We start from the raw sequence: 26,765 nt of genomic DNA, 5'->3' as shown, positions 1-26,765 counted from the left end.
GCCACGGCGGGGGAGTTGATCACTAGCACTGAGAGACATGCGAGTCACCGCCTTCGGAAGGCTGTCCATGCGGCTGGTACCGGATGGTGAGGTCATGTAGTGGCTAGTGCAATACTAGGCTGTATATATACGGAACATGATACGAACGGCAAAGTTGGCATCGATTTCCTCCGAAGTACGATGTATTTGTCAGCTGATACGGGCCACAGTGGGAGGTAAGAAGTGTCGGATCGTCGTTCCGATCCAGCTGCGCTGCGGTTCCTCATTGGCCACGACCTGCGGGCCTCGCGTGAGAAGGCCGGCATCAAGCAGGCCGATGCCGCGAAGATCCTCGGCTGCAACCAGCCGAAGATCAACTACCTGGAAACCGGTAAAACACAACAGAAACCGGATGAGACGACCGCACTGCTCCGGGCTTACGGCGCCGATGTCGAGCACATCGACCGAATCGCATCCCTTGCTGGACAGGCCGACCGAACGACGTGGTGGGCGCCGTTTTCGGACGTGTTGCCGGACTGGTTCCGTACCTTCATGGGTCTGGAAGGTCTCGCCACCGGGCAGTTCGTATATCGCTCAAAGGTCATCCCCGGCCAGCTGCAGACGGAGAACTACGCCACCGCCGTGTTGGAGGGTGGACTGCAGATCGCCTTGATGGACGTCCCTCAAGTCGTGCGAAGCCGTATGGCGCGACAGCGCCTGATCAACGACCCGAACCCTCTGCGAATGGTCGCCGTGCTGGAGGAAGCCGTCCTGGACCGGCCGGTTGGCGGTCCGGTTGTGATGCGGGAACAACTCCAGCACCTGCTCGACATGGCTCAGCTAGACAACGTCGAGCTCCACATCATGCCCACCCGGGTGGCCGTGCACGATGGCATCAACGACGAATTCATGCTGCTCGACTTCGAAAGCGCCCAGAGCATCGGCTATCTCGAATTCGCGGCAGGCGCCCTGTACGTGCAGGACCAGGATCAAGTTCGGCTGTATAAGATGATGGCCGACCGCATGCGCGCTGCGGCACTCTCTCCCTCCGAGTCCGCAGAGGTCATCGCGGCACGCCTTGCCAGCCTGGAAGCATGAGTTCGGAGCGACCAATAATGAACACCATCGCCCTCACGTGGCGGAAGTCCAGCTACAGCGGGTCGAACGGCGGAGAATGCGTCGAGGTGGCCTTCGACAGTGAACGGGTGTTCGTTCGTGACAGCAAGTACCTCCGCAATCCTGCCAACAACCCTGCCGAACAACCCCTGATCGCAATCGAGTCGGCGAGTTGGCCTGCCTTCCTGGGCTCGGTACTGGAAACCGACATCGGGGTCACCGCAGAGGGCGTGCCAGCCATCGATCGCACCACTGGAACCGGCGCGGTCAGCATGCGTTCCGCGGACGGGACATGCCTTACATACACTGCCGCTGAATGGTCCGCCTTCACGTCGGGAGTACGCGACGGGGAGTTCTTCGCAGTTTGAGGGGGGCGGGGGCGGCTGTTGAAGGTTTGCGCGTCCGAGATCTGCAGCGAAAGGTCGCGCAACAAAAGACTCCATCGGGGTGCCGTTCGGCTGCGTGCTCGCTGAACGTCTTCAACAGGGTGCTCTTGCCGACACCTGCCTCACCCTGCAGCACCACCACCGCACCCTCGCCAGCCTGTACGGCGCGATCGATGCATCCCAGTAGCAGGGACATCTCGTCGATTCGATCGACCAGCGCCGGTGGTGCATCGATCCGCGACAACGCGCGTCCCCTCCCGATCGACAGAATTGCGAAGCTGGGCATGAATCATAGTTCAGCACTGCCGAATTCGCCTCGAAGTAGTCGTTCCGCACCCTGGTAATGAGGTGGGCGTGCGGAAGAAGGCGCGCCAGGATTCGCATTGAAGGCCTGTCCGATCACAGCGGCGAGCGTCTGCACCTGCCAGAGGATCGGGTTCGCCTTCCGTCAACATCGTTCGTGCGTTATCCGCCCACGCGTACCAGAGCGATCAAAGCCGACTGGACCTCGATGGCGGCGTGCTTGACGAAAGCGTCGATCATTGCCTTGGATTCATCGCCGCGCTCGTTTCGTGCCTGCAGATCGGCGGCGCGATGAATGGCCTGAGTGACCTCGATGATCTTGCTGCCCAGCTCATGCAGGCGTGTATCGCTGGTCAACAGCTGCACGCGCAGCAAGGCGCTGCGCAGGGCGGTGCGCTTGGTGTATGACTCCGCCCTGGTCGCCTCTTCGATATCCGGACCACCTTCCTGGATCCGGTACCACCGGTCGATCTGGGTCCTGCGGTACTCCAGGGCCATATCGGCGAAGGCGTTGTAAGCATTGAGCCGATCCTGTCGAAGACGCTCGGCAGCGGCCTGACCCGCTGCTCGGTCCGCAGTGATGCGCTGGAAGAGGAAAGTTGCCCCGCTGCCGAGCAGCGTTCCGGCAACGGCGATCAAGGCGGAAATCACGGCGCTCACACCGCAGATATTATGAAACGCTCTGCCGGAGAGCATATCCGCGTTGTTCGGCGATCGGCTTTGCGGCGGAACATGTCTCGCGAGATGCCTGGACGCTGTGCAGACTCACGGGCATGGAACATAGCTTTTATGCGGGTCGGGTTGCTGTCGTCACCGGGGCGGGGGCCGGAATCGGGCGTGAGTTGGCGGTGCGGTTGGCTGGGGCCGGGGGGTCGCTGGGGTTGGTGGATGTGGATGGGGAGCGGCTCGCGGAGACGGTGGAGGAGCTTCAGGGGCGGGGGGCGAAAGTTGTTGGGGTGGTGGCCGATGCGGCGGATGTGGAGCGGATGGGGGAGGTTGCGGACGAGGTCGTGGGGCGGTTGGGGGGAGTTGATGTGTTGATCAACAATGCGGGGAGGTTGTTCTACGGTGGGGTGCTCGAGTCGGGGCCGGGGGATTTCGATGCGGTGATGCGGGCGAACTTCGGGGCGACCGTGGTGACGACCAAGGCGTTTTTGCCGTATGTGGTGAAGTCGCCGCAGGGGAGGATCGCCAATCTCTCATCGGCGTATGGGTTGATCGGGCTGGCTGGGGCCGCGCCCTATACGGCGGCCAAGTTCGCGGTTCGCGGGTTCACCGAGTCCTTGCGGTCGGAGTTGCGTGGGCAGCCGAATGTGGCTGTGAGCTGCGTTTTTCCGGGTGGGGTGAAGACCGGGATCGCCTGGTCGGCGCTCGCGGCGGCGGGGGTGGATGCGGACAGGGCGGCGGAGCGGTTCGACCGGCATGTCGCGCGGACGGATCCGGGTGCGGCGGCGCGGGTGATTTTGCGTGGTATCGAACGGGGGCAGAGTCGTGTACTGATAGGACCCGACGCGATCCTCGCCGAAGTCGCCGCCAGGGTGGCGGGCGGGCAGTACGAGAGGCTGATTCGGCTTGTGGTCAGGGGATGAGAGGGGAAGGCACGGATGGTCGGTACGCGATGGCTGTTGATCGAGACCTTTGGCGGCGGTGAGCCGACGGTCATCGGGTTGGGCAGTGCGCCAAGGAAATTCGTGCCATTGACGCAGATATTCCGTCAGCGCGAGACGTTGGCGACCCTTCGTGGGGCGGTGGCGGCGACAGCGGAAGCGCTCGAGCCGGTGGAGATCATGAGCGACAGCGGACGGCGGCGGACCCTCACCATGCCATTGCTGATCACGCCGGAGCGGATGCATGCGGTGTTGGTGTGGTCGGGTCCCGTGGAGGAGGAGGTGCCGCCGCGGGATCCGGTGGGGGCTTGGTACTTCAACCTGTCCACATCCAAGTCGACGCGGTCGGATGATCTACTGGATCTGTATGGCGTGGCGCCGGAGAACAGGGCGCGCGAGCATGCCATCGCGGGGGTGTTCACCCGCGTCATCACCAATAGCGACGAGTCGGATGCCCTGGCGAAGGTGGTCAGGTCCGCGCCGGGCACCGAACATCAGGCGGTGTGGACGGTGCGTCGGGATGACGGTGCGCTGCGGGCGGCGCACTTCTCGTGCCGGATGCTCGAAGAGCGCAATGCCGCAGGCGAATCCGAGGTCTTCCTGCGCGGGGTCACCCACGATATCGGTGACGCCACCGACGTCAGTGCGGCGCCGCCGCCGGTGATTCTCGAGCACCGGGTGCTGGATGCCGCTGCGGCCGAGGGGGATTTCAGGGCCATTGTCGACCTGCGCACGCTGCGGCTGCTGCGCTGGATGGGTCCGGCCATGCCCGGCATCGCGTGGCAGTCGCTGGCGGGGGAGCCGGAGCCGGCGATCCATCCGGAAGATCTGGGGACGGCGAAAGCCATGAGCCGCAACCTCGCTCACAGCCGCACCTCGGGGCGGCTGCGGCTGCGGACGCTCGACGGCGGATGGAAGGCCGTTCAGGCTCGGGCCGTGCTCATGGCGCTGGATCAGTACACCACCGCCGCGCTGGTCACCGTCCGGGATCCGGAGGCGGAGGTGGACTACTGAGCGTGAAGCCGTTTCGTCATTCCGGCGTGTTTTGGCCGGCATCCATCTGAGCCCAGCATCGCTCGGAGCATCCGGATTCCGGCCAAGACCATGCCGGGACGACGGAGGGTGACATGTCCCATGCGAGCTCAGTGGATCATCCGGGTGCCAGCAAACAGACCATCGGCAATGTTTGTTGTGTATATAACACCGCTCGAATACGCGGCGGGCATGCGTGCCAGGTCAGCATGATTCGCCATAAAACCCGCAGGCAGGCTCACGATTTGCTCAATTGAAGATCATGTGCATCCATCGTTACACTGCGGCGTACACGCACCCGCGCGAGCGGGAATCTTGCCGGTAGTCCCTGTGATGCCGCCTGGCGCGTCGTTGGTAGGCCTTGCCCGGAAACGCTTGCGGAGCACTCCGGGAATCGGGGCTGCTCGGCGTTGGGAGACAGCTGTGCTCGGACCGAAGAATGCGTGGTGGATTCACCTTCGTGGCGGCATCTGGCAGTGGATTGCCGCCCGGGCGGTGCGACCGGGGGAGTCTTCCATTCGAGTTCATCTGAACGCGAATCTCGCTCTCCTGGAACCGGATCCCTCGGATATCGTTCGAATCCCGCTGGACCGCCTGTGTATCGACAACTCGATCCGGCAATCCGGCGAGAACTCGAGGCATGTCACCGCCCTGTCGGAGGTCGCCGCGGCCCTGCCGCCGATCGTCGTGCACCGGGCGCGCATGACGGTGATCGACGGCGCGCACCGCGTGCGGGCGGCGATGTTCAGCGGTGCGCAATGGATCGACGCCGTCTATTTCGACGGCGACGACGGGCAGGCGCTGTTGCTCGCGATCCGGCTGAACAGCGCGCACGGGCTGCCATTGTCCGCCGCCGACCGCAAGGCCGCGGCCGAACAGGCGCTGTCGTTCTACCCCGACTGGTCGAATCACCAGCTGGCCCAGGTGATCGGCTTGTCCGAGCGCACCATCGCGGCCATCCGGAAACGAGCGACCGCGAATCCCGCTCGCCGACTCCCGCGGCACCCGTCCCCTGCGGTGCAGCCGCTCGAACGTCAGTGCCGACCCGAACGGATCCGTGACGACCGTCGCCAAGCCGCGGCACCGTGGGTCGAGTCCGCCGCCACGGACCTGCCGTACCTCGCCCGCGCTGTGCGGAGCCTGCGCTCGGATCCCGCCCTGGCCCGCACCGAATCCGGCAAGCAGCTCCTCCGCTTGCTCGACACGATCCCCGCGGACCCCGATGCCTGGGCGGACATGGCCGCCAACCTTCCGCCCTACTGCGCCGAGATCGTCGCCGAACTCGCCGCCCAGCAGGCCGAGAACTGGGCCGCCCTCGCTCGCTCGGCGAACCGGCAGGCGGCAACGGCGAAAAGCACCGCGGCTTAGCGGTCGCGCGGATCGGGTGTCGCTGACGACGCCAGGCGGTTCAGTCGATGGCTTCGACCTCGCCGGCGAACGCCTCGATCGCTGTGGCGATCTCGCCGGGGACCTCCAGCACCGGGAAGTGGCTCGAGGCGTCGAGGCGCTGGACGTGGAACGATGGGTGCGCGGCCGCGTAAGCCTTTTGGGCGCTGAGGAATTCATCGTCGGTCGGTTGGGCGTACACGTGCAGTGCTGGGCAGGCGAGGGCCTCCAGCGCGGCCACCGGCGAGCCATTGGCGGCGAACCCCGCCGCGATCTCGCGCCCGGCACGCGCCCACATGTCGAATCCATGCGTGGACATCCTCGCGACGTGCGCATGCACTGCCGGCGAGTCGATGCCGCGCGTCCACATCTCCATCAACGCAGCGCGTACGCCCTCCGATGCGGCAAGGTTCTGCAGGCCAACGAGCGCGTCGAGGAATCCGGGAGGCGGACCGAGCACCATCCAGTCGAGAAAAACCACACCCGGCACGCGCTCCGGACCGAGGCGGCGGCGCAACTCCAGCGCAATCCATCCGGCGTGGGCCTGACCGATGGGGATCACGCGAGCCAGCCCGAGGTCTTCGATAACGCGCTGCGCGTCGTCGGCGAGTTCGATGGCCCCGAAGTCGACCAGGGCGCGATCCGAGCCGCCGTGGCCGCGCCAGTCGAGCGATACGCTGGTGCGATGCCGCCCCGTGAGAGGCAGCAGATCGCGGAAGAGACTACGGAAGTCGCACCATCCCGGCAGGAAGAGCAGCGCCGGCTCGCCATCGCCGATCTTGTCGACCGCGATGCGCGGCGGCATCGTCGTCTGTGTCATCAGGTTCTCCGATCATCCACAATCCGCGACACCGCGTCGCGGACCAATCCGATGCATGCGGCCTCCGCGTTCGCGTATCCGAGGCCGCTGTCGACGAGTTGCTTCCACAGCGGGAAGTTGCACAGGACGAACAGCTCGCTGTTCTGCGCCTTCGTCAGCCGTCGGTCCGCCGCCGCATTTACGAGGACCTTCAGGGTGTCCTCGATAACGGCCAGTGCCGCGGCCAATGCGGGGATGAAATCCCGCTCACGATAGGCGGCGTGCAGCCACTGCTCGCCCCGCTGGTAGCAATGGGCCGATTCGCGTGCGAGGTGTTCGAACCGGTCGGTGAGGTCGTCCATCGTCGCGAACTGGCGGCGGGCCTCTTCCAGCGTGGGCGGGACGATGATGGCGAACACCGTCTGCGCACAGGCAGGGATCAATTCATCGAGTGAACCGAAGTGCCGATAGACGGTCGCCGCCGACACACCCGCGGCGGCCGCGATGTCGTCCCACCCTGTCGCTTGCACACCACGCTCGGCGTGCAGTGCCATCGCCGCAGCCACGATGCGATCCCGGGTTTGCTGTACCGCATCGGCCCTGGCGCCCATTCGGTACTTGCGTGGTGACATCAATCCTCATTTCGTGCAGAAGTTTCATGCAACAAATTAATGCACGAAATCTCGATGTCAAGAGGAGGTCTGCCAACACGCAAGACCCTGCGGGGGTGCTGCCGCCGAACTGTGTCGTGACGCCCCGGGGGCATCGCCGATCATCGACGTGAATGGTTGTGTCCGTGGGCGTCTCTTACCGGAGCCGGTGTCGGCGTTGGTCGCGCCGGCCGATTGACTCCTGCCGCCGAAACCTGAAGTCCGTGCTGCCTCAGGCGGGCTGTGCGTCGGGCACTGGGGGCCGGGAACCGGAGTGTCGGGTCAGCGGCTGAGGGTCAGGGGCGTGGCACGGCCCGCATGAGCAGCGGCTTGTCCGGCGCCCCGATGAACGAAAGCTGCGGCCGGATGGGCTCATTCGTGGCAAGGCACAGATCCAGCTGCTGGGCGATGGTGGCTATGGCGAGCACCACCTCCATGGTGGCGAAGTTCTGCGCGATGCAGATGCGCTTGCCCGCCCCGAACGCCAGCGACGCCTCCCGATGCGGCCGGGTCATGTTCTGCGGCAGATAGCGCGTCGGATCGAATTCGCTCGCGCGGTCCCAGATTCGGGGATTGCCGTGCACCCCGTGCATGCTCACCATGATCGTGGTGCCGGGTTTGATGCGATACCCGGCCAGCACATCCTCACCCAGCGCCACCTTGCTGAACGCCATGATCGGCGGGTACAGCCGCATCGTCTCCAGGAAGATGGCCTTGGTCCACACCAGCTTGTCGACGTCGGCCGCGGTGGGGACGCGGCCGGCCAGCACGGTGCCCAGCTCCTCGTAGAGGCGCTCCCGTACCGCGGGGTGGTCGGCGAGCAGCTTCCATACCCACGTCAACGCGGTGGCGGAGGTCTCCATGCCCGCGCCGATGAACGTCATGAGCTCATCTCGGATCTCGAGATCGGTGTAGCTGTGCCCGGTCTCGGGATCGGTGGCCGCCATGAGCAGCCCGAGCAGATTGTCCTTGCGCGTGATGCGTCCCTCACGGTGGTCGGCGATGATTCCGGCGACCGCGTTCTCGATGCCCCGCAGCTCGAACATGATGTGCGGGGCGGCTATCCAGGAGGCGGCGCGCATGGCGCGAATCGGAAGCCGTGATCCCGCTTGTTTTTCCGGCTTCTCGGTGCGCCGCACCACCCACATGGACAGCGGCCGCAGCGTCCGGCTGACATTGGTGATCACACCCACGCCGAAGAACTTCAGCAGCCGCTTCAACTTGATCTTCGAGATGGGACCGTTCAGATCGGTGCCGAACATGGTGCGCGCCACGATGTCCAGCATCAGCCGGGTCATCTCCACACCCACGTCGACCGGCTTCCCGGCCTCCCGCAACCGCCGGGCCGTCTCCTGCGCCGCCTCGACCATCGGCACGTCGAACTGGTCGATGGCGCTGCGCGCGAAGATCGGCTGCACCAGCCGCTTGTTGCGGTGGTAGAGCCGATCGTCGCGCTGCGTCACCAGGCCCTGCCCGAAAACCACTGCGAGCATGTCGAATTCGGCGCCGCGCACATAGTTCTCATGATTGGAGATCAGCACCTGCCGCACCAGCTCCGGACTGCGCACGATGACGAACTTCGCCATGGGCAGCCGCGCGACCAGCACATCGTCCTGACCGGGCAGATCGGCCGCCAGGTACTGCATGATGGTGCGCTCCCGCACCCGCTTGGGCAGCCCGAGCGCCAGCCGCCACGATTGCCCCCACGTGACCGGCGTGTTGTGCCAGCGCATGGGCGCGGGCTGCCACCGCGGCGGGTGGAGTTCGGTGCTTCCTGTTGCCGGTGCTGTCATGGACCACCCCGTGCGATCGAAAGTTGTTCACCCCGTTGGGCTTACAATCGAATGCTACTGAAGAGTAGGAGTTCACGCAGGGAATATGGCGCAATCGCGTCGGCCGGGCGTATCGGTACGGTCGTCACTGCACCCTTGATTCTTGAGTAACTATTCAAGTATCTTGAACCCATGGCCCGCACTCGCGAATTCGAACCCGACGACGTGGTGGATGCCGCCATGCGCCGCTTCTGGGAGCGCGGGTACCGAGCCACCTCCGTGGAAGACCTGGTCAAAGCGACCGGTGTGAAACCCGGCAGCCTCTACAGCGCTTTCCCCGGTGGCAAGCACGCGCTGTTCTTGGCCTCGCTACGGCGCTACTCGGATCTGATCGTGCCTCGGAAACTGGGCGAACTCGATGATCCGAACGCGTCGCTGGCGCAGGTGCGCGGCTACTTCGATGGCCTGGTGGCCGACCTGCTCTCGCCGGAGGGCCGGATGGGCTGCCTGCTGGTGAACACCGCCATCGAGAACGCCGCCACCGATGACGCGGCAGCCGCCGTGGTGCGCGGGCATCTGGCGCGCTTGGAGGATCGGATGCGGAACGCGTTGCGGAATGCCGTGCTTCGCAAGGAGATCCGATCGAACGTCGATCCCGTCACCGTTGCGAAGGGCTTGGTGGCCACTTCGCAGGGGCTGATGGTGGTAGGCAAGGCGAATCCCGACGAGCAGGTGTTGCGAGCGATCGTCGACAATGTCTTCGCCGGGCTTTCGCCCACATAGACGCAGCGAAAACCGTTGCAGGGCCGTCCTCGTGGGCGGCCCTTCTTTCCCGTCGATATTTGAACACTCACTCAAGAATGAGGGTATGCCATGAAGGCGATCACCATCTCCCACTACGGTGCGCCCGAGGTGCTCACCGTGACCGAACTGCCCGATCCGGCGCCGGCCGCAGAGGAAATCCTGGTCGAGGTCAAGGCTTTCGGGCTCAACCACGCGGAAACCTACATGCGGTCGGGGCAGTGGGGTGATGTCGCCCAGGTGACCGGCATCGAAGCTGCGGGCGTCGTCGCCGCCGACCCCTCGGGCAGGCTGGCCCCGGGGACCCCGGTCGTCGCGATCATGGGTGGCATGGGCCGCACCCGCAACGGCTCCTACGCCGAGCTGGTCACCGTGCCCGCGGGCAATGTCGTTCCGGTCCACACCGCCCTGGAATGGACCGATCTCGCCGCCATCCCGGAGGTCTACGCCACCGCGTGGACCACCCTGCACGACAATCTCGCCGTCACGGACGGCGAGACGGTGCTGGTGCGCGGCGCGACCTCCTCACTGGGACAGGCGGCGGTGAATATCGCCGCCGACTTCGGGGCCACCGTCATCGCCACCACCCGATCGCAGTCGAATGCGGCAATGCTCGAAAAGATCGGTGCGGCACAGGTTCTCATCGAGGACGGCAACCTGTTGGAGCGCGTGCACGCGGCCGGACTCGTCGTCGACGCCCTGCTGGACCTCGTCGGCAACTCCGTCCTGCGTGATTCGGTCGCGACCGTGCGACCGCGCGGTCGCGTCTGCCAGGCCGGATTCCTCGGCGGCCTGGCCCCCGTGCCGGAGTTCGACCCGATCGCCGACCTGCCCAGCGGAGTCCAGCTGTCCTTCTTCGGCAGCTTCGTCTTCGGGACGCCCGGGTTCCCGCTCTCGGCGGTCCCGCTCGCGGACCTCGTCGCCAAGGCCGAAGCCGGTGCGTACCACGCGAAACCGGTGCGCACCTTCACCTTCGACGAGATCGTGCGGGCGCACGAGGTGATGGAGTCCGGGACCGCCGGCGGCAAAATGACGGTTGCCGTCGGTTAGTCCGGCCGGCCGGGGCCGGATGCCGCTACGGCAGCGCGATGTATTTGGTCTCCAAGTACTCCTCGATGCCCTCGACCCCGGCCTCCCGGCCCAGCCCGGACTGCTTCACGCCGCCGAACGGCGCCGCCACATCGGAGATGATGCCGCGGTTCACGCCCACCATTCCCGATTCCAGCGCCTCGGACACCCGCAGCGCCCGATCCAGGTCCCGGGTGTAGATGTATGCCGCCAAACCGAATTCGGTGTCATTGGCCGCGGCGATACCGGCCGCCTCGCCGTCGAATCCGGTGACGGCGGCGACCGGCCCGAACACTTCCTCTCGCAGGATGCGCGCGTGGGCGGGGACATCGGTGAGCACCGTCGGTTCGTAGAACCAGCCGGGACCCGGCACCGCGGCACCGCCGGTGGCCACCTTCGCGCCCTTGGCGACCGCGTCCGCCACCAGCTCCGCGACCGAATCGCGCTGCTTCTCGGTGATCAGCGGCCCGACCTGCACGCCGTCCAGCCGACCCGGCCCGATCTTCAGTCCGCGCATGCGCTCGGTCAGCCGCGCCGTGAACTCCTCGCGCACCGCGTGGTCGACATGGAACCGGTTGGCGGCCGTGCACGCCTCACCGATATTGCGCATCTTGGCGACCATGGCCCCGTCCACCGCGGCATCCAGATCGGCGTCGTCGAACACCACGAACGGCGCATTGCCGCCGAGCTCCATGGAGGTGCGCAGCACCCGCGAAGCCGATTGCGCCAGTAGGACTTTGCCAACCGGCGTGGAGCCGGTGAAGGTCACCTTGCGCAGCCGATCGTCGTCGAACATCGGATAGGTCAGGCGGGCCGCCCGTGACGTCGGCAGGATCGACAGCACACCCGCGGGCAGCCCGGCCTCGGCGAAGACCTCACCCAGCAGCAGCATGGTCAGCGGAGTCTCGGCGGCGGGTTTGACCACCATGGTGCAGCCGGCCGCGAAGGCGGGCGCGATCTTGCGGGTGCCCATGGCGAGCGGGAAGTTCCACGGGGTGATGGCCAGCGTCGGCCCGACGGGCTGCTTGGCCACCAGGACGCGACCGCTCCCGGACGGCGAGAGCGTGTACCGGCCATTGATCCGCACCGCCTCCTCGCCGAACCAGCGCAGGAATTCGCCGCCATAGACGACCTCGCCCTGTGCCTCGGCCAGCGGCTTGCCCATTTCCAGGGTCATCAGCAGGGCGAAGTCGTCGCGGCGTGCCATCACCAGCTCCCAGGCGCGGCGCAGGATCTCGGCCCGCTCGCGGGCCGGGGTGGCCGCCCAGCCGACCTGCGCCGCCACCGCGGCGTCCAGCGCCCGCGCGCCGTCGTCGGGGGTGGCATCGGCCACCTCGACGAGAACCTCACCGGTCGCCGGATCGTGCACGGGGAAGGTCGCGCCGTCGCTCGCGGCGACCTGTGCACCGCCGATCCACAGTCCGGTCGGCACAGCCGCCAGCAGCTCGACCGCATCACGCATTGCACGTTCTCCTCATACTCAACGGATTTCGAACTCAGCGGGTCAGATCCCGCACCACCTCGGCCAGCACGCCGATCCCGTCGGCGAGCAACTCGTCGCCGATCACCAGCGGGGGCAGCAGCCGGATGACGTTTCCATAGGTGCCGCAGGTGAGCAGCACCACGCCGCGCGAGAGCGCCTCGGCGGCAATGGCGTTGGCGAGCTGCGGATCGGGTGCGTCGGTGCCGGGCCGGATGAATTCGACGGCGAGCATCGCGCCCCGGCCCCGCACATCCCCGATCACGTCGGTGTCCGCGGCCAATTCCCGCAGCCGCGGCACGACGGCCGTCTCGATGGCCCGCGCCCGCGCCGGGAGATCCAGGGACCGCATCACCTCGATGCCGGCCAGCGCCGCCGCGCACGCCACCGGATTGCCGCCGTAGGTGCCGCCCAGCCCGCCCGCATGCACTCGATCCAACAGCTCGGCCCGGCCGGTGATGGCCGACAACGGCATGCCGCCCGCGATCCCCTTGGCCATGGCGACGATGTCGGGCTCGATGCCCTCGTGTTCACTCGCGAACCAGGCTCCGGTGCGGGCGAATCCGGTCTGCACCTCATCGGCGATGAACACCACCCCGCGCTCGCGCGCCCACTGAGCCAGCGTGGCGAGGAATCCCGGGGCGGGCACGATGAAGCCCCCCTCGCCCTGGATGGGCTCGATGACGATCGCGGCCACCGAATCGGCCCCGATCTGCACCTCGATCCGCGAAATCGCCCGCCGCGCCGCCTGTTCCCCGGTCAGGCCGGCCTCGTCGCGGTACGGGTACGACAGGGGCATGCGGTGGATCTCCGGCGCGAACGGGCCGAAATGCGCCTTGTAGGGCATGGATTTCGCGGTCAGCGCCATGGTCAGGTTGGTGCGTCCGTGAAAGGCGTGATCGAATGCGACCACCGCCGGGCGGCCGGTGGCCAGCCGCGCCACCTTCACCGCGTTCTCCACCGCCTCCGCACCCGAGTTGAACAGCGCGGTCCGCTTGTCGAAGCCGCCCGGGGTGAGAGCGGCCAGCTCCTCGGCCACGCGCACATAACCCTCGTAGGGCGTCACCATGAAGCAGGTGTGCGTGAACCGTTCGGCCTGCTCGGCGATAGCCGCCACTACCCGCGGATGGGACGCGCCCACCGAGGTGACCGCGACCCCTGACCCCAGATCGATCAGCGAGTTCCCGTCCACATCCACGATGACCCCGCCGTCGACATCGGCCGCGTACACGGGCGCCGCCGACCCCACGCCGGCCGCCACGGCCGCCTGCCGCCGAGCGGTCAGGGCCGCGGAGCGTGGACCGGGCAGGGCGGTGACGAGAACGCGACGCTGGGGCAGGCGATAGTCGATCGAGGTCATGGCGGAGTCTCCCGTTCCGGGGTCGGTGGCACCGATCACCAGTCTGCGGTATGAATCCCACGATTCCCGGTGCCGAATTGGACAACACGCCGTGCTGGAATCGACAGTCTGTACACTGCGCCGGATGTCCGTTTCCATTGGCTGGGTATTGGCCCAGCCCGACCTCGCGCTCCGGCTGCGCGGCGGATCCGCCGGTGTCCGCCGCGAGATCGACCTGGTCGTCACCACCGAACTCCAGAGCCCGTTCCGGTGGCTCTCCGGCGGCGAACTGGTTCTCACCACGGGCATGCGCCTGCCCGCCGACGGGCCGGGGCGAACGGAGTACGTGCGTGGGCTGGACCGCTGTGGTGTGGCGGGTATCGGCCTCGGCACCGGCCTCACCCACGACGAGGTGCCCCCGGAACTGATCGCCGCCGCCGACGAGATCGGCATCCCCCTGTTCGAGGTCCCACTCCCGACAGCGTTCGCGGCCATCGTCAAACAGGTGTCGGCCCGAATCGCCGAACTCCGATACGACGCCGTGCTGCGTGCCGGCCGCGCCCAGCCTCGCATGACCCGGGCCCTGATCAGGTCCGGAAGCGGTGCGATCGTGCGAGAACTGGCGAGTTCGCTGGGCGCGACGGTAATGGTGCTGGACCCGGCCGGGACGGTGATCGACTGTCACCCAACCCAACCCGGGCCCGAGCTGCTCGCCGAGGTGCGAACCCTGCTCTCCCACGGCCCGGCCGGGGCGGGAGTCCGGACCGACTGCTTCGGCGCGATCACCCATCAGCGCATCGGTGTGGGCCGCCGCTACCACGGTGACCTGGTCGTGATCGGCGATGCCCCGCTCGGGCACGTGGACCAGATCCTGCTCGGCCACGCCAATTCCCTGCTGGCCCTGGACTTCGAGAAGCCGGACCGGCTGCACGAGGCGCAGCGTCGGCTCAATGCTCAGGCATTGGGCCTGCTGCTCGGCGTGCCGGTCGATCCGGCTGCGGCGTGGGAGCAGCTCGAATCAGCGGCCGATGCGCAGGGTCGCATCAAAGTCCTGGTGGCCGACTGTGATTCGCCGGATGCCGTCGACATCGCGACCGCGGCCCTCTCCGCCGCCGTGCTCGCGTCCGGCCATCCGCTGTTCCTGCACCAGGATTCGCACCGCGCGCTGCTCGTGCTACCCGCCGACTCCGCGGTCCCCGAGAATGTGCGGCCCGAAACACTGGGTGGCACACGAATGCTCGTCCGTCTGGGCGTCAGCGGCCCCCACCCGCCGCGTGAACTCCGCGCTGCCGCCGAGGCCGCGCGTCTGGCCGCCGCGGCCGCCGAACGCGGCGGCCCGCCCACCGATTTCACCACCCTGACCCTGCTGTCCTTTCCGGCCACCCGGGAAGTCCTCGGCGCCATGGCCCGTACCACCCTCACCCCGGTGATCGACCACGATCGCCGCCACCACACCGATCTCCTCGGCTCGCTGCGCGCCTTCCTCGAGTCCAACGGCCAATGGGAATCCGCGGCCGCCGCCCTCGGCGTCCACCGCCACACCCTCCGCAAACGCATCACCACCGTCGCCGAACTCCTCGACCGGGACCTCGACAATGCCCGCGTCAGAGCCGAACTGCTGCTGTCCCTCCTGGCCGAGCCGGGCTGATCCGGCCGCTCGTGCCGGGGCGCCGCGGTCATCGGGGCGTGGACCACCTGCGGCCGAAGGTGCCGTGGTGACGGCGGGATTGTGCGGACCCCTCATCACGCGCAAGGCTGTCGACACAACAGAGCGGGGCCGCGATTGCGCGGCCCCGCCCTGCGTATCCGGTTGTGCGGTAGCGATTCAGACGCGGGCTCGGATCCACTTGTAGATGACCAGCACCACGATGGCGCCGATGATGGCGCCGAGGAAGGTGTGCTGGACCGGGGGATGGACGCTGAACTTGTGCGGGGCGAAGACCAGGCTGCCCAGGGTGCCGCCGACATAACCGCCGATGATGCCGAGCACGATGGTCCAGATGATGCCGAAGTCCTCCTTGCCGGGGACCAGGAAGCGGGCGATCGCGCCCGCGATGAGGCCGATGATGATCATCGTGATGATGCCCATGGCATGCTCCTTGCCTTTAGGTACCGCTCCATGAAGGTAGCAGGGCCGATGGCCGAAATGAGCGTGTCGCAATACATCAGCGTGCCCGTTTCGCCCCGTTCGGGGGTTGAAATACCGCAATCTCGGGCAGCGAAACCCACACCGACGCCGGGATCCGCGGAGAAGACCGATGTGTTCCGGAGGTGGGCCGAGTCCGGCATGCGTCCCCGACCCACCCGCGGCGGCCTCAGGCCAGATGGATCGGCATGGCGGCGACGTCGTTCTGGGTCATGACCGGAAGGTTCACGATCTCCTCGACCGGCGTGGCCAGCCGCAGCCGCGGGAACCGGTCGAACAGCGCGGGCAGGGCGATGGCCGCTTCGAGGCGGGCCAGCGCCGCGCCCGGGCAGATGTGCGGGCCGTAGCCGAAGGAGATATTGCGGTGCGCCGTCGGCCGGGTGATGTCGAACTCGTCGGCGTCCTCCCCGAAGACGGCGGTGTCGCGGCCGATGGCGCGGTAGGACATGACCACGCCCTCACCCCGCTCGATCACCGTGTCACCCACCGTGATGTCCTCGGTGGCGAAGCGCATGAGCAGATGCGTGACCGGGCCGTCCCAGCGCAGCGTCTCCTCGATCACCTGCTTCCATTCCACCTCGTCCGCGCGCACCCGGGCCAACTGTTCGGGCCGAGTCAGCAAGGCGCGCACCGTATTCAGGATCAGGCTCACCGTGGTCTCGTGCCCGGCGGCGACCAGCGCCTTGAGGTTGCCGACCACCTCCTCCTCGGTGAGCGGCTCGCCGCCCTCGTCGGCCAGGATGAACGCGCTGGTGAGATCGTCGGCGGGCTCGGCGGTCTTGCGGCGGACCATCTCGGTGAAGTAGACGTCCATGTCCTCGATGATCCGCAAGCGCTCGTCCTGCGGGGTGACCATGGAGAAGAACTTCTTGTACCAGTCCAGCAGCATCGGGTGATCGGCGCGCGGCACACCCATGAGCTCGGAGATCACCCGCATGGGCAGCGGATAGGCGAAGACCTGCTTGAGATCCACCGCCGCGCCATCGCGGCCCGCCTCGTCCAGGTCGTCGAGCAGCTCCTTGGTGAGCCGTTCGATGCTGGGGCGCAGGTCTTCCAGGCGGCGCGGGGTCAGCGCCTGGGTGGTCTTGATGCGCAGGCGGCGGTGCTCCGGACCGTCCACGGTGAACATGGAGCGGCCGGCGTCGATCATGCCGATCAACGGCCACTGGCGGGTGACGACACCGTCCTGCCACAGCTTCCAGGCATTGATGTCCTTGACAAGCCTTGTGTCGGTGAGCAACTGGCGGGCGATGGTGTGGTCGGTGATCGTCCAGGCGGGAGCGCCGAGCAGATCGATCCGGGTGATCGCCCCGGCGGCGCGCAGGCGGGTGGTCTCGCCGGCCAGATCACCCACCATCGGATCGATAGTGATGGCATGCGGGCATGGGGAACTCACTGGAAACCTCCGAGAGCGCGAACTGGAGTGAAAACAACAGGAAGAGAAGTCATTCCACGCAGGAATGGCGAGGGCCGTCGCACCAGGTTCTGTGCGGGCACCGCCAGATCGATATCCGGCAGCCGGTCCAGCAGCACCTCGATCCCGGTGCGCGCCACGATCTCGGCGATCTGCTGCGCCGGGAACGGGCAGCGGTATTCGCCGTGACTGAACGCGAAATGCGCGTTGTTGCCGGTGTGGGTGGCGGCATCGCCGACCGCCTGGCGCACGTGCGGATCGGTATTGGCCGCGCCCAGGCCGAGCAGCAGCATGTCGCCCGCGCGGATCGTCTTGTCCGCCAAGCGGGTATCGCGGGCCGCCCAGCGCCCGGCCAGGATCGAGGTGGGCGCGTCCTCCCACAGCACCTCGTTCATGGCCTGGTCGACGCTGCGCCGGCCGCCGCCCAGCGCGGCGGCGAAACGGTCGTCGGTGAGCATCAGACACACCGAGTTGATCAGCCAGCCCGCCGTCGGCAGATGACCCGCGGCGGTGACGGCCATCAGGTCGTTGACGTACTCCTCGTCGGTGAACGGCATGGGGAAGGCGAGCATGCGGGAGACCAGATCATCGCCCGGCGTGGCCTTCTTCACCGCCAGCAGATGCTGCATGTGCTGCATGAACTGCAGATGCGCGGCCTGGGCGTCGGCGCCGCCGTCGGCCAGCAGCTTCATGACCCGCGCCAGGCTCGGGCCCTCCGCGTCCGGCAGGCCCAGCAGCCAGGCCAGCACGAGCACCGGCAGCGGTTCGGCGAAATCGGCAACCAGGTCGGCCTCGCCGCGACCGCAGAAGGAGTCGATCAGTCTATCGGCCAAAGCCTCACAGACACGGCGCAATTCGAACGGATCCACCGACTCCAGCGCCGGTTCCACCATCGCCAGATGCCGCCGGTGCTCAGCGCCCGCCGTGAAGTAGATCGACGGTATGGGCGTACCGACCATGGGCAGCAGCGGCCAGTCGGCGGGAATGTTCGGCCACTGGTTCCACAGGCTGACATCGCGGGGGAACAGTTCCGGAGAACTGGTGACCTGATGCATCTCCCGGTACCCCAGCACCAGCCAGGCCGGAATCCCGCCGAGCAGCTCGACCGCGGCCACCGGCCCGTGGTCGCGGCGCATTTCGCGATAGAGGGAGTGCGGGTCGGTATGGAAGCGGGGGCCGCTCAGTGGCACGACTCCCGGCTCGTGCGGTACGGGGCATCCGCCGCCGGACGCGGGCGAGCTCATGACACGGTCTCCGGATGATAGAGGTATTCGACCAGGGTGATCAGGACGTTCTTGCAGGATTCGCGGACGCGGGCATCGCAGTCGATCAGGGGGATGTGCGGATCCAGATCCAGCGCATCCCGCACCTCCGGCATCGACGGACCCGGGCCGAAGGTGTTGCACGCCACGATGAACGGCGTGCGCTGATGCTCGAGCCGGTCGATGGCGTACCAGGAGTCGGCGATGCGGCGTTGATCCACCAGCACGATGGCCCCGAGCGCGCCCGCGAACAGCCGGTCCCACAGGAACCAGAAGCGCTCCTGGCCCGGCGCGCCGAACAGGTACAGCACATGCTCGTTGTCGATGGTGATGCGGCCGAAGTCGAAAGCCACCGTGGTGGTGGACTTTCCGGGTACGCCCGCCGGATCGTCGACGCCCTGGCCGGCCTGGGTCATGGTCGCCTCGGTATCGAGCGGGCGGATCTCGCTGATCGAGCGCACCATGGTGGTCTTGCCGACGCCGAAACCGCCCACGATCACGATCTTCATGCCCTGGCGGGCATCGGCGTGCAGCGGGGCGTCGGCGCGGGCCGGACGGGTGTCAAAGCTTGCGGAGTCCAACGAGCACCTTTTCCAGCGTGTCGGTATCGGGCAGCCAATTCCATTGCCGCGCGGAGTAATCCGGATGACGCACCGTGATCCTGCCCGCGTGCAGCAGGTCCGAGAGCAGGATGACGGTGATGCCGACCGGCAGCCGCAGCTCGGCCGCGATCTCCACCACCGCGGTCGGCGCGCGGCACATATCGAGGATGGCGGCATGTTCGGACTGCATGCCGCGGACTGGATCGCATTCGCTCACCACCAGGGTCACCAGATCGAAGGCGTCCGAATCCGGTTGGCTGCGACCGCCGGTCAGGGTGTACAGCCGGTCCGGATCCTCGTCTGGCCTGGTCACGACACGCTCGCTCCCGGCACCCGCGGGGCGGCGGCCAAATGCTCGCCGAGCTGCTCGACCAGCTCCCGCATATTGTGTCCGACCAGCCCGGCATCGGCGTCCTCCCCGGCGACCACCGCGATGTGCGCCCCCACCCCCGCCTCCACGATGAACAGGATCCCTCCGTAGAACTCGGTCATCGACTGGCGCACCCCGCCCCGCCCGTCCCCGAACTCCACCGACGCCCCGTGCGAAAGACTCTGAATCCCAGCCGCGATCGCAGCCAGCTGATCCGCGCTGTCGTTGCCCAGGCCCGCCGTGTGGCAGATCTTCAACCCGTCCCCCGACAGCAGTAGCGCGTGCCGCGCGCGCGGCGTACGCGTCAGCAGCTGCTCCAACAGCCAACCCAGGTGTGTGGCGGACGGTGTCATCGATCGGTCTCCGAGGGGGTCGTAGGGGCGGGGAATGAGCCCGTGGTGAACTGGCGGCCGCCATCGCCCCCCGGGACGGTTGGAGGTCTGGTCGCTGACAGCTCGGTGAACGGCGAAGCGATTGGGCCGCCGAAGGTTTCGCGATCGTCGCCGTCGCGGCCGCTGACGGCGCGTTGGAAGGCGGCCATGGCCGAGGGGGTGGCGGGCGCACGCCGTGTGGGAGGTTCTGCGGGGCCGGCCAGTCCGTCCGGGTGGACGGCGGCCAGGGTGCTGCCGCGGCGGCGCTTCGGCAGGCCCGTGGAAGTCGTTGTGTGCTGGACTTTCTCGCCTGCGACATCGGCATCCGCGGCGATAGCCGGTCGTTGCGCCGGGTGTTCGAGAGAGGAGGTGGTGAGGGGTTCCGCCGGTTCCGCGTCCGCGGCGGGCGCCGGGAGCTCGGTTGCCGGTGCGTACACCGCGGGCTGCGGAGCGGTCACCGGGGTAGGCCGGCTCACAGTGCCGGCTCGGCGTTCGAGGCGGGTGGTGAGTTCGCGCGGGATGACGACCACCACGGCGGTGCCGCCGATGGCGGACGGGCGGTAGCTGACGGTGAGATCGTGTTTGCGGGCCAAGTGGCCCACCACGGCCAGGCCCAGCCGGGTGCCGGAGAGCGAGGAGAGGTCGGAGGCGGCGCGGGCGCCGGAGACGGCGGTTTCGGCTCGGCGGAGCGCGGATTCGCTCATGACCAGGCCCGAGTCCTCGATGGTGATCACCACGCCCGCCGGGACTTCGGCGGCGTAGACGTGCACCTCGGTGGTGGGCGGGGAGAAGTTGCAGGCGTTGTCGAGGAGTTCGGCCAGCGCATGCATGACGCCCTCGGCGGCGTGGCCGGCGACGGCGATCTCGGTGATCGCGCGCAGACGGACCCGCTGGTAGCCCGCGACTCGGCCCATGGCGCCGCGCAGGATCGACTCCATGGCAATGGGTTTGGCCCAGCGGCGGCCCGAGCGCGCGCCGCTGAGCACCGCGATGCTGTCGGCCAGACGGCCCGCCTGAGCGGTGCGGTGGTCCAGTTCCAGCAGGTCGGCCAGCACCTTCGGGTCGGCGTGCCGGTGCTCCATCTCACGCAGCTCCGCCAGCATGCTGGTGCTCATGGCCTGCATGCGGCCCGCGGCGCCGGCGAACGCGGCCATGGCGGCGGCCCGGCGGTTCTCGCTCTCCTTGGCCGCCCGGGCCTGTTCGGCCGCTTGCTCGCGCATCCCGTGAATCCTCGCCTCGGACTCGGTGATTCGCGCCTGAGCGGCGGACATGGTCGCGGCCACATGGGCATCGGCCCGTGCGGTATAGGCGCGCGCCTCCTGTCGCACGACCTCCACCCGGTCCCGGTAGTACGCGGCCGCGGTGGTCGCGGCGATCAGCAATAGCGCCGCCACGCTCGCGCCGATGGCCAGCGGCACCCGGAATTCGGTGGGGGAGAGGAAAACCGCGACCGTCACCGCGGCCGCGGTGACGACCAGCGATCCGACCGTTGTCGAATAGGGCGGACGTTGACGCCGAACGGTCTGCTGCTCCCCGTTCGGCGGATTCACTGATTCCGACACGCTCCGTACTTCCGCACCGACGTCAACCAGGGCGAACGCCCCGATACCCCCGACCACACCGCATGCGGGAACCGTGCCAAATGCCCGGACCGGCAAGCGGATTCGGATCTGCCGGAGGCAGCATAAGCGTCCGGGGCGGTCGGCGCTACCCGAGCCGTGCAGCCGCCCGAGCGGATCCCGACGACAAATCCGGCGCAACCGCCGATGCCGAGAACCGCTCTCGATGTGTGGGGAGGATGCCCTGTGTTCGGGTCAGGCGTAGAGCTCGGCGGGTGCGAGGACGCCGATCGTGCCGGGGACGAGGGCGGCGAGTTGCCGGGCGGAATCGTTGTTTGGGGTGGGCGAGAACCAGAGCAGGCGTTGGGTGCCGTCGTCGGTGGGGATGTTGTTGCAGTAGAGCTCGATGACACCGTGGGCGGGATGGACGATGCGTTTGCGGGTGCTGTGGCGGACTTCCACGTCGTGGTTGTCCCAGAGGCGCGCGAATTCGGGGCTGATCGCCCGGAGCCCTGCCATCAGATCGCGTGCCTCGCCGCCGCGGCGGGCGATGGCGGCGCGCAGGTCCGAACAGAACACCCGCGAGTGATAGGCGTGATCGTCGGCCGGGTAGACGCCGCGTTGGTCAGGATGAGCGAACCAGTGGTAGGCGAAGCTGCCGTGCGGCCAGGGCCCGAGTTCGTGTCGGCCCAACAGCGCCACGGCGAGGGCGTTTTGGGCGAGGACTTCATGCAGGTCGGTGATGACCAGGGCAGGGGTGTCGTCGAGTTTGCCCAGCAGGTCGGCCAGTCGTGGATTGACCCGATACGACGCGACCGTGCGTGGGGGCGCGTAATCGCACAGGTGGAAAAGGTAGTCGCGTTCGTCGTCGGTCAACCGCAGAGTCCGCGCGAGCACCGCCAGCATCTGCTCCGACGGGCGAGCTCCCTTGCCCTGCTCCAATTCGACGTAGTAGTCGCCGGACATGCCCGCCAGCACGGCCACCTCGTCGCGCCGCAATCCTGGAACCCGTCGCCGCGTACCGGGCGGCAGCCCGACGTCGGCTGGGCGGATCCTGTCGCGCCGAGATTTCAGGAACGATCCGAGTTCATTGCGGTCCACAACGCCGATCCTGGCATGTCCGACCAGGTCCGGCACTCCTGTCAGGGCGCCGGCGGTGCTCGGCGGCACGGATGGACACCAGCCGGTCGGCCGCCCGGTACCTGGGAGCGGGATGTGGCAGATCGGCCGTGCACCCCCACCACCGACATGAAACGTCGATACCGGCTGGTATGCCGTGTCCTCCTCCGGGGTCGGCCGGTGCGGCCATCGTTATCCAGGGGGTGACGACCCCAGGGTGAGCGGCACTCTGGCTCCAGACTTCCAGCGGCGGGATCGTTGTCGGCACCACAACGAACCCCACGGAAGGACCAACCCCATGACCACTCGAGTGGCACTCGTGACCGGCGGCTCCCGCGGCATCGGCCGCGCGATCGCACTGCGGTTGGCGGCCGAAAAGTATGCCGTGGTCGTGAATTACGCCGGCAACGCGGCAGCGGCCGACGCCACCGTCGCGGAGATCACCACCGCGGGCGGTACCGCGATCCCGGTCCGCGGCGACGTGGCCGACGAAGCCGCGATGGCGGCGGTGTTCGACACCGCTGAGGCACGGTTCGGCGGGCTGGACGTGGTGGTCAACGCCGCTGGAATCATGACCCTGGCTCCCGTAGCGGACTTGGACCTGTCGGTTCTGGATCGGATGTATCGCACCAACGCGCGCGGCACTTTCGTGGTGGCCCAGCAGGCGGCGCGGCGACTGCGCGGCGGTGGAGCGCTGGTGACCCTGTCCAGTTCGGTGCTGGGTCTGGCGATGCCGGGCTACGCGGCCTATGCCGCCAGCAAGGGCGCCGTCGAGGCATTGACCTTGATCCTGGCCCGGGAGCTGCGCGGACGTGATGTCACCGTGAACACCGTCGCTCCCGGGCCGACCGCCACCGAGTTGTTCCTGGACGGCAAGGACGCCGACACCGTCGCCCGGCTGGCCTCCCAGCCACCGCTGGAACGTCTCGGAACACCCGCGGACGTCGCCGAAGTGGTCGCCTTCCTCACCTCTCCCGCCGGGCACTGGGTCAACGGGCAGACCCTTCGCGCGAACGGCGGAATCATTTGAGCCCCATCACTTTCCGAACTCCAAGCCCATCAACCTGTCGAGATCGAGGACTGCCATGAGCAAGACCATCCTGATCACCGGAGCCTCCAGCGGATTCGGCGCACTCACCGCCCGCACTCTGTCGCGGGCGGGACATACCGTCTACGCGTCCATGCGCGACACCGCCGGCCGCAACGCGGCAGCCGTAGCAGATGCGAAGGCGTTCGCCGCGGCCGAGAACACCGACCTGCGCACCATCGAACTCGACGTGCAGTCCCAGCCGTCGATCGACGCCGCCGTCGCCGCGATCATCGCCGAACACGGCCGGCTGGACGTGCTGATCCACAACGCCGGACACATGGTCACCGGCCCCACCGAGGCGTTCACCGACACCGAACTGGCCGCTGTCTACGACATCAACGTGCTGGGCACCCAACGCGTCAACCGAGCTGTCCTGCCGCACATGCGGTCCCACGGCCACACACTGCTGATCTGGATCGGATCCAGCAGCACCCGCGGCGGCACCCCGCCCTACCTGGGCCCCTACTTCGCCGCCAAGGCCGCCATGGACTCCCTCGCGGTCGGCTACGCCGCCGAACTGGCTCGCTTCGATATCGAGACCACCATCGTCGTGCCCGGTTCCTTCACCCGGGGCACCAATCACTTCGCCCACAGCGGCGGCCCCGCCGACGCCACCACCGTCGCCGCCTACGACCAGCGCTACGCCGGACTCATGGATGAAGTCTCCCAACGGCTTGCCGACCTGGCCCCCGCCGACGCCGACGCCGTCGACGTGGCCCGCGCCATTGTCGCCGTCGTCGACACACCCCACGGCACACGACCGTTCCGAGTCCACATCGACCCTGCCGACGACGGCGCCGAAGTCGTCAGCGCCGTCGCCGACCGCATCCGCACCGAATTCCTCACCCGCATAGGTCTCGCCGACCTCCTCCACCCCCACAACTAGCCGGCCGAGGTTCACTCTTCTCTCGCCGCAGACCGCGCCCTTTTTTCAAGGTGGCGTCTGCTCCGCGAAAGACCGGAGCGCCGAGATCATCTCAGCCTCAGGAACGCGCCATCATGCCGATCACGGTGTGCTCGGCAGACAACTGGATGGGAAGTGCGAACCGGCATATCTCGCCCCGTATATGCCTGAATCGAATGTGGTTCAAACACTGCACAGATGTCAGGAGTCCGGCCGTCGCGGAGTGACGAACGCGGTTCGCCCACAGCGGAATCGCGGCCCGTGCACTTGACCTCGATAGAAGTCGAGGTTTCAGCCTGGAGTCATCGACCGTTCGTCGAAAGCGACAGGGAGGCAAAGACATGCGTGTGGTGCAGGCCAAGAAATTCGGTGGACCCGAGGTGCTGGCCGTGAGCGAAGTTCCGGATCCGGTCGCCGATTCGGGTGAAGTGGTGGTGCGGGTTGCGGCGGCGGATGTCATGTTTCTGGACACGACGTTGCGGAGCGGGTGGGCGAGTGACTATTTTCCGGTCGAGACGCCGTTCGTGCCGGGCGGTGCTGTGACGGGCACTGTCGAGTCGGTCGGGCCGGACGTGGATCCGGCGTGGGTCGGCAAGCGGGTGGCCACTCCGACCGCGGCAAGCGGTATCGGCGGCGGTCTGCCCATCGGAGGGTACGCCGAACGGGCCTTGGCGAAAGTCGCCACGCTGGCGGTCATTCCGGATGAGCTGAGCTTCGAGCAGGCGGCCGCCCTCGTGCACGACGGCCGCACCGTTCTCGCCGTCGCCGACCGCGCTGCGATGCGGCCGGGACAGTGGGTGCTGATCACCGCGGCCGCGGGCGGACTGGGCACCCTGCTCGTCCAGTTGGCCCGAGCGGCCGGCGCGCAGGTCATCGCCGCCGCCCGCGGCGAGGCGAAACTGGCTCTGGCGCAACGGCTCGGCGCGCACGAGGTGGTCGACTACTCGGAATCGGGCTGGGCCGACCGGGTTCGCGAACGGACCGGCGGCGTCCAGGTGGTGCTCGACGGCGCGGGCGGCGAGATCGGCCGCGCGGCCCTCACCGCCACCGCGCCCGGCGGCCTGCTCATCGCCTACGGCAACTCCGCCGGTGGCTTCGCGGCGGTCGACGCGGAGGCCGCTGCCGCCCAGAGCGTCACCCTCGTTACCCTGTTCGAGATCGCGACCCCGGACACCGACTGGCTGACCCTCCACGACCGCGCGCAGGCCGAGGTCGCCGCCGGTCGCCTCGAGGTCGTCATCGGCCAGACGTTCCCCCTGGACGAGGCCGCCGCCGCGCACGCCGCCATCGGTGCGCGCACCGCAGTCGGCCGGACCATCCTCACCGTCTGATCTCATCGGCGTGTCGTGAACGTCCGCCCATTCTCGGAGAGCAAGGTGGGACCGGGCGGAACGCGACGCGGAGGTGGTGATGGGTATTCGGTCCGGTGCGGTCGCGGCTGTGGTGACCGGTGTCTGGCTGGCGGTGACCGGGGCCGCGGGCGCGCAACCCCGAATCGACCCCGGCGCAATTCAACCCGCACGGGTGCTGCCCCGCACCGCGCTCGCCGTGCGCACGCTGGTTCCGGGGGTGGGCAGGGGCACCGACAACGAGACCGAGGAGCGCGCGGCGCTGTCCATCGCCAAGCTGTACATGGCGGACTACGCCCTGCGCCACGGCGACGGCTCGGCCGAGGATCGAGACCTCGGCGAGCGCATGATCCGCAGGTCCGACGACGCGGCCGCCAACCGAATCGCCGCCAAGTACCCGTACGCCATCGATGCGATCGCCAAGGAATACAGCCTGCGGGCCACCCATGGTGCGGGCGGCTGGGAACTGTCGACCACCAGCGTCGCCGACGTGGCCGACTTTCTGGCGGCGAAACTCCGCGCCGAACCCGACAGTCCGATCCTGGCCTGGATGGAGCAACCCTCCGACAAGGCATCCGACGGCACCCGCCAGGACTGGGGAACCGCCCGTCTGCCCCTGGTGTACGGAACCAAATGGGGCTGGGCCGATGTCGGCCCCCCGGAGGTGGCCTCGGTGTCCTTCGGTCCCGGCTTCACCGTGGCCGCCCACACCTACGGCACTCCCGAACAGCAGACCGAGGACGTGCTGGGCGCGTGGTCGCCGCTGACGGCCCGGGAGGCCCCGAAGCGCTGACGTCCGTGTGACCTGTGCCATCGAGGAAGCGCCTTGCGCCCTAAACGGTTGTGGTTTCACAATCATTG

27 protein-coding genes are annotated in these 26,765 nt (G+C 67.8%); 12 read left to right on the top strand and 15 right to left on the bottom strand.

The window, feature by feature from the left end; all coding sequences use genetic code 11:
• The first annotated feature begins 222 nt into the window (after positions 1-222).
• Positions 223-1,077: a helix-turn-helix domain-containing protein gene (locus tag GLP40_RS26230; RefSeq protein ID WP_328290670.1), complete on the top strand. Its 855-nt coding sequence runs from the start codon at positions 223-225 to the stop codon at positions 1,075-1,077.
• Between the two features lie 17 nt (positions 1,078-1,094).
• Entirely contained in the window at positions 1,095-1,463 is a 369-nt protein-coding gene (locus GLP40_RS26225) for a DUF397 domain-containing protein (RefSeq protein WP_230329939.1), read from the top strand.
• Here GLP40_RS26225 and GLP40_RS35140 read toward each other — a convergent pair.
• Positions 1,423-1,767 (bottom strand): AAA family ATPase, encoded by a 345-nt coding sequence (locus GLP40_RS35140; RefSeq protein WP_154790663.1) that lies wholly within the window; start codon positions 1,765-1,767, stop codon positions 1,423-1,425. The two genes, GLP40_RS26225 and GLP40_RS35140, sit on opposite strands and share 41 nt — an antisense overlap.
• A gap of 179 nt (positions 1,768-1,946) precedes the next feature.
• Positions 1,947-2,444 (bottom strand): hypothetical protein, encoded by a 498-nt coding sequence (locus GLP40_RS26215; protein WP_154790662.1) that lies wholly within the window; start codon positions 2,442-2,444, stop codon positions 1,947-1,949.
• A gap of 113 nt (positions 2,445-2,557) precedes the next feature.
• Here GLP40_RS26215 and GLP40_RS26210 point away from each other — a divergent pair, with 113 nt between their 5' ends.
• From GLP40_RS26210 to GLP40_RS34585, 3 genes are all read left to right on the top strand, one after another.
• On the top strand, positions 2,558-3,373 hold the full coding sequence (locus GLP40_RS26210) for an SDR family NAD(P)-dependent oxidoreductase (protein WP_154790661.1): 816 nt from the start codon (positions 2,558-2,560) through the stop codon (positions 3,371-3,373).
• Positions 3,374-3,388: 15 nt separating this feature from the next.
• Positions 3,389-4,405, top strand: a complete 1,017-nt coding sequence (locus GLP40_RS26205; RefSeq protein ID WP_154790660.1) for a GAF domain-containing protein — start codon at positions 3,389-3,391, stop codon at positions 4,403-4,405.
• Between the two features lie 441 nt (positions 4,406-4,846).
• A complete protein-coding gene (locus tag GLP40_RS34585) occupies positions 4,847-5,791 on the top strand; it encodes a ParB/RepB/Spo0J family partition protein (RefSeq protein WP_196054791.1) in 945 nt (314 codons plus the stop codon).
• 40 nt (positions 5,792-5,831) lie between these two features.
• Here GLP40_RS34585 and GLP40_RS26195 read toward each other — a convergent pair whose 3' ends face one another.
• The 3 genes from GLP40_RS26195 to GLP40_RS26185 all read right to left on the bottom strand — a co-directional run bounded on the left by GLP40_RS26195 (position 5,832) and on the right by GLP40_RS26185 (position 9,051).
• Positions 5,832-6,629, bottom strand: coding sequence for an alpha/beta fold hydrolase (locus GLP40_RS26195; RefSeq protein WP_154790658.1), 798 nt, complete (start codon positions 6,627-6,629; stop codon positions 5,832-5,834).
• Positions 6,629-7,219, bottom strand: a complete 591-nt coding sequence (locus GLP40_RS26190; protein WP_230329938.1) for a TetR/AcrR family transcriptional regulator — start codon at positions 7,217-7,219, stop codon at positions 6,629-6,631. Before GLP40_RS26190 ends, GLP40_RS26195 begins: the two co-directional genes overlap by 1 nt.
• 335 nt (positions 7,220-7,554) lie before the next feature.
• A complete protein-coding gene (locus GLP40_RS26185) occupies positions 7,555-9,051 on the bottom strand; it encodes a cytochrome P450 (protein ID WP_154790656.1) in 1,497 nt (498 codons plus the stop codon).
• 171 nt (positions 9,052-9,222) lie between these two features.
• On the opposite strand from GLP40_RS26185, the gene GLP40_RS26180 reads away from it, so the two are divergent.
• Together GLP40_RS26180 and GLP40_RS26175 are read left to right on the top strand one after the other, a co-directional pair.
• Positions 9,223-9,813 (top strand): TetR/AcrR family transcriptional regulator, encoded by a 591-nt coding sequence (locus tag GLP40_RS26180; protein ID WP_154790655.1) that lies wholly within the window; start codon positions 9,223-9,225, stop codon positions 9,811-9,813.
• A gap of 90 nt (positions 9,814-9,903) precedes the next feature.
• Complete coding sequence (locus tag GLP40_RS26175) at positions 9,904-10,881, top strand: zinc-binding dehydrogenase (protein WP_154790654.1); 978 nt, start codon at positions 9,904-9,906, stop codon at positions 10,879-10,881.
• A gap of 25 nt (positions 10,882-10,906) precedes the next feature.
• On the opposite strand, the gene GLP40_RS26170 is transcribed toward GLP40_RS26175, so the two are convergent.
• Both GLP40_RS26170 and gabT read right to left on the bottom strand, forming a co-directional pair.
• On the bottom strand, positions 10,907-12,361 hold the full coding sequence (locus tag GLP40_RS26170; RefSeq protein WP_154790653.1) for an NAD-dependent succinate-semialdehyde dehydrogenase: 1,455 nt from the start codon (positions 12,359-12,361) through the stop codon (positions 10,907-10,909).
• 34 nt (positions 12,362-12,395) lie between these two features.
• On the bottom strand, positions 12,396-13,739 hold the full coding sequence (gabT, locus tag GLP40_RS26165) for a 4-aminobutyrate--2-oxoglutarate transaminase (protein ID WP_154790652.1): 1,344 nt from the start codon (positions 13,737-13,739) through the stop codon (positions 12,396-12,398).
• A 124-nt stretch (positions 13,740-13,863) separates the two neighbouring features.
• Between gabT and GLP40_RS26160 the strand changes: the two genes are divergently transcribed.
• Entirely contained in the window at positions 13,864-15,366 is a 1,503-nt protein-coding gene (locus GLP40_RS26160; protein WP_154790651.1) for a PucR family transcriptional regulator, read from the top strand.
• 177 nt (positions 15,367-15,543) lie between these two features.
• Here the strand turns inward: GLP40_RS26160 and GLP40_RS26155 are convergent, their stop codons facing one another.
• From GLP40_RS26155 to GLP40_RS26120, 8 genes are all read right to left on the bottom strand, one after another.
• Complete coding sequence (locus GLP40_RS26155; protein WP_154790650.1) at positions 15,544-15,807, bottom strand: GlsB/YeaQ/YmgE family stress response membrane protein; 264 nt, start codon at positions 15,805-15,807, stop codon at positions 15,544-15,546.
• A gap of 226 nt (positions 15,808-16,033) precedes the next feature.
• Positions 16,034-17,221 carry a cytochrome P450 family protein gene (locus tag GLP40_RS26150; RefSeq protein WP_154790649.1) on the bottom strand — a complete coding sequence of 396 codons (1,188 nt, stop codon included), beginning with the start codon at positions 17,219-17,221 and terminating at the stop codon, positions 16,034-16,036.
• A 35-nt stretch (positions 17,222-17,256) separates the two neighbouring features.
• Positions 17,257-18,522, bottom strand: a complete 1,266-nt coding sequence (locus GLP40_RS26145) for a cytochrome P450 (RefSeq protein WP_154790648.1) — start codon at positions 18,520-18,522, stop codon at positions 17,257-17,259.
• Positions 18,519-19,049, bottom strand: coding sequence for a GTP-binding protein (locus GLP40_RS26140; protein WP_154790722.1), 531 nt, complete (start codon positions 19,047-19,049; stop codon positions 18,519-18,521). Before GLP40_RS26140 ends, GLP40_RS26145 begins: the two co-directional genes overlap by 4 nt.
• 52 nt (positions 19,050-19,101) lie before the next feature.
• A complete protein-coding gene (locus GLP40_RS26135) occupies positions 19,102-19,455 on the bottom strand; it encodes a DUF742 domain-containing protein (RefSeq protein ID WP_328290669.1) in 354 nt (117 codons plus the stop codon).
• The gene (locus GLP40_RS26130) at positions 19,452-19,865 is read right to left on the bottom strand and encodes a roadblock/LC7 domain-containing protein (RefSeq protein ID WP_154790647.1); all 414 of its coding nucleotides are present in this window, start codon (positions 19,863-19,865) and stop codon (positions 19,452-19,454) included. Before GLP40_RS26130 ends, GLP40_RS26135 begins: the two co-directional genes overlap by 4 nt.
• Complete coding sequence (locus GLP40_RS26125; protein WP_328290668.1) at positions 19,862-21,445, bottom strand: ATP-binding protein; 1,584 nt, start codon at positions 21,443-21,445, stop codon at positions 19,862-19,864. The genes GLP40_RS26130 and GLP40_RS26125 overlap by 4 nt, the downstream gene beginning before the upstream one ends.
• Before the next feature lie 252 nt (positions 21,446-21,697).
• Positions 21,698-22,612, bottom strand: a complete 915-nt coding sequence (locus GLP40_RS26120) for a helix-turn-helix transcriptional regulator (RefSeq protein WP_328290667.1) — start codon at positions 22,610-22,612, stop codon at positions 21,698-21,700.
• A 247-nt stretch (positions 22,613-22,859) separates the two neighbouring features.
• Between GLP40_RS26120 and GLP40_RS26115 the strand changes: the two genes are divergently transcribed.
• The 4 genes from GLP40_RS26115 to GLP40_RS26100 all read left to right on the top strand — a co-directional run bounded on the left by GLP40_RS26115 (position 22,860) and on the right by GLP40_RS26100 (position 26,697).
• The gene (locus tag GLP40_RS26115) at positions 22,860-23,591 is read left to right on the top strand and encodes an SDR family oxidoreductase (protein ID WP_154790646.1); all 732 of its coding nucleotides are present in this window, start codon (positions 22,860-22,862) and stop codon (positions 23,589-23,591) included.
• 55 nt (positions 23,592-23,646) lie between these two features.
• A complete protein-coding gene (locus tag GLP40_RS26110; protein WP_154790645.1) occupies positions 23,647-24,537 on the top strand; it encodes an SDR family oxidoreductase in 891 nt (296 codons plus the stop codon).
• A 359-nt stretch (positions 24,538-24,896) separates the two neighbouring features.
• Positions 24,897-25,886: a zinc-binding dehydrogenase gene (locus GLP40_RS26105; protein WP_154790644.1), complete on the top strand. Its 990-nt coding sequence runs from the start codon at positions 24,897-24,899 to the stop codon at positions 25,884-25,886.
• Positions 25,887-25,965: 79 nt separating this feature from the next.
• Entirely contained in the window at positions 25,966-26,697 is a 732-nt protein-coding gene (locus tag GLP40_RS26100; protein ID WP_154790643.1) for a serine hydrolase family protein, read from the top strand.
• Positions 26,698-26,765: the final 68 nt, after the last annotated feature.

This window comes from Nocardia aurantiaca, assembly GCF_009708175.1.
GTDB classification, from domain to species: Bacteria; Actinomycetota; Actinomycetes; order Mycobacteriales; family Mycobacteriaceae; genus Nocardia; species Nocardia aurantiaca.
The sequence above is the reverse complement of the archived record's forward strand: the minus strand, read 5'-3'. Positions and strand labels throughout refer to the sequence as shown.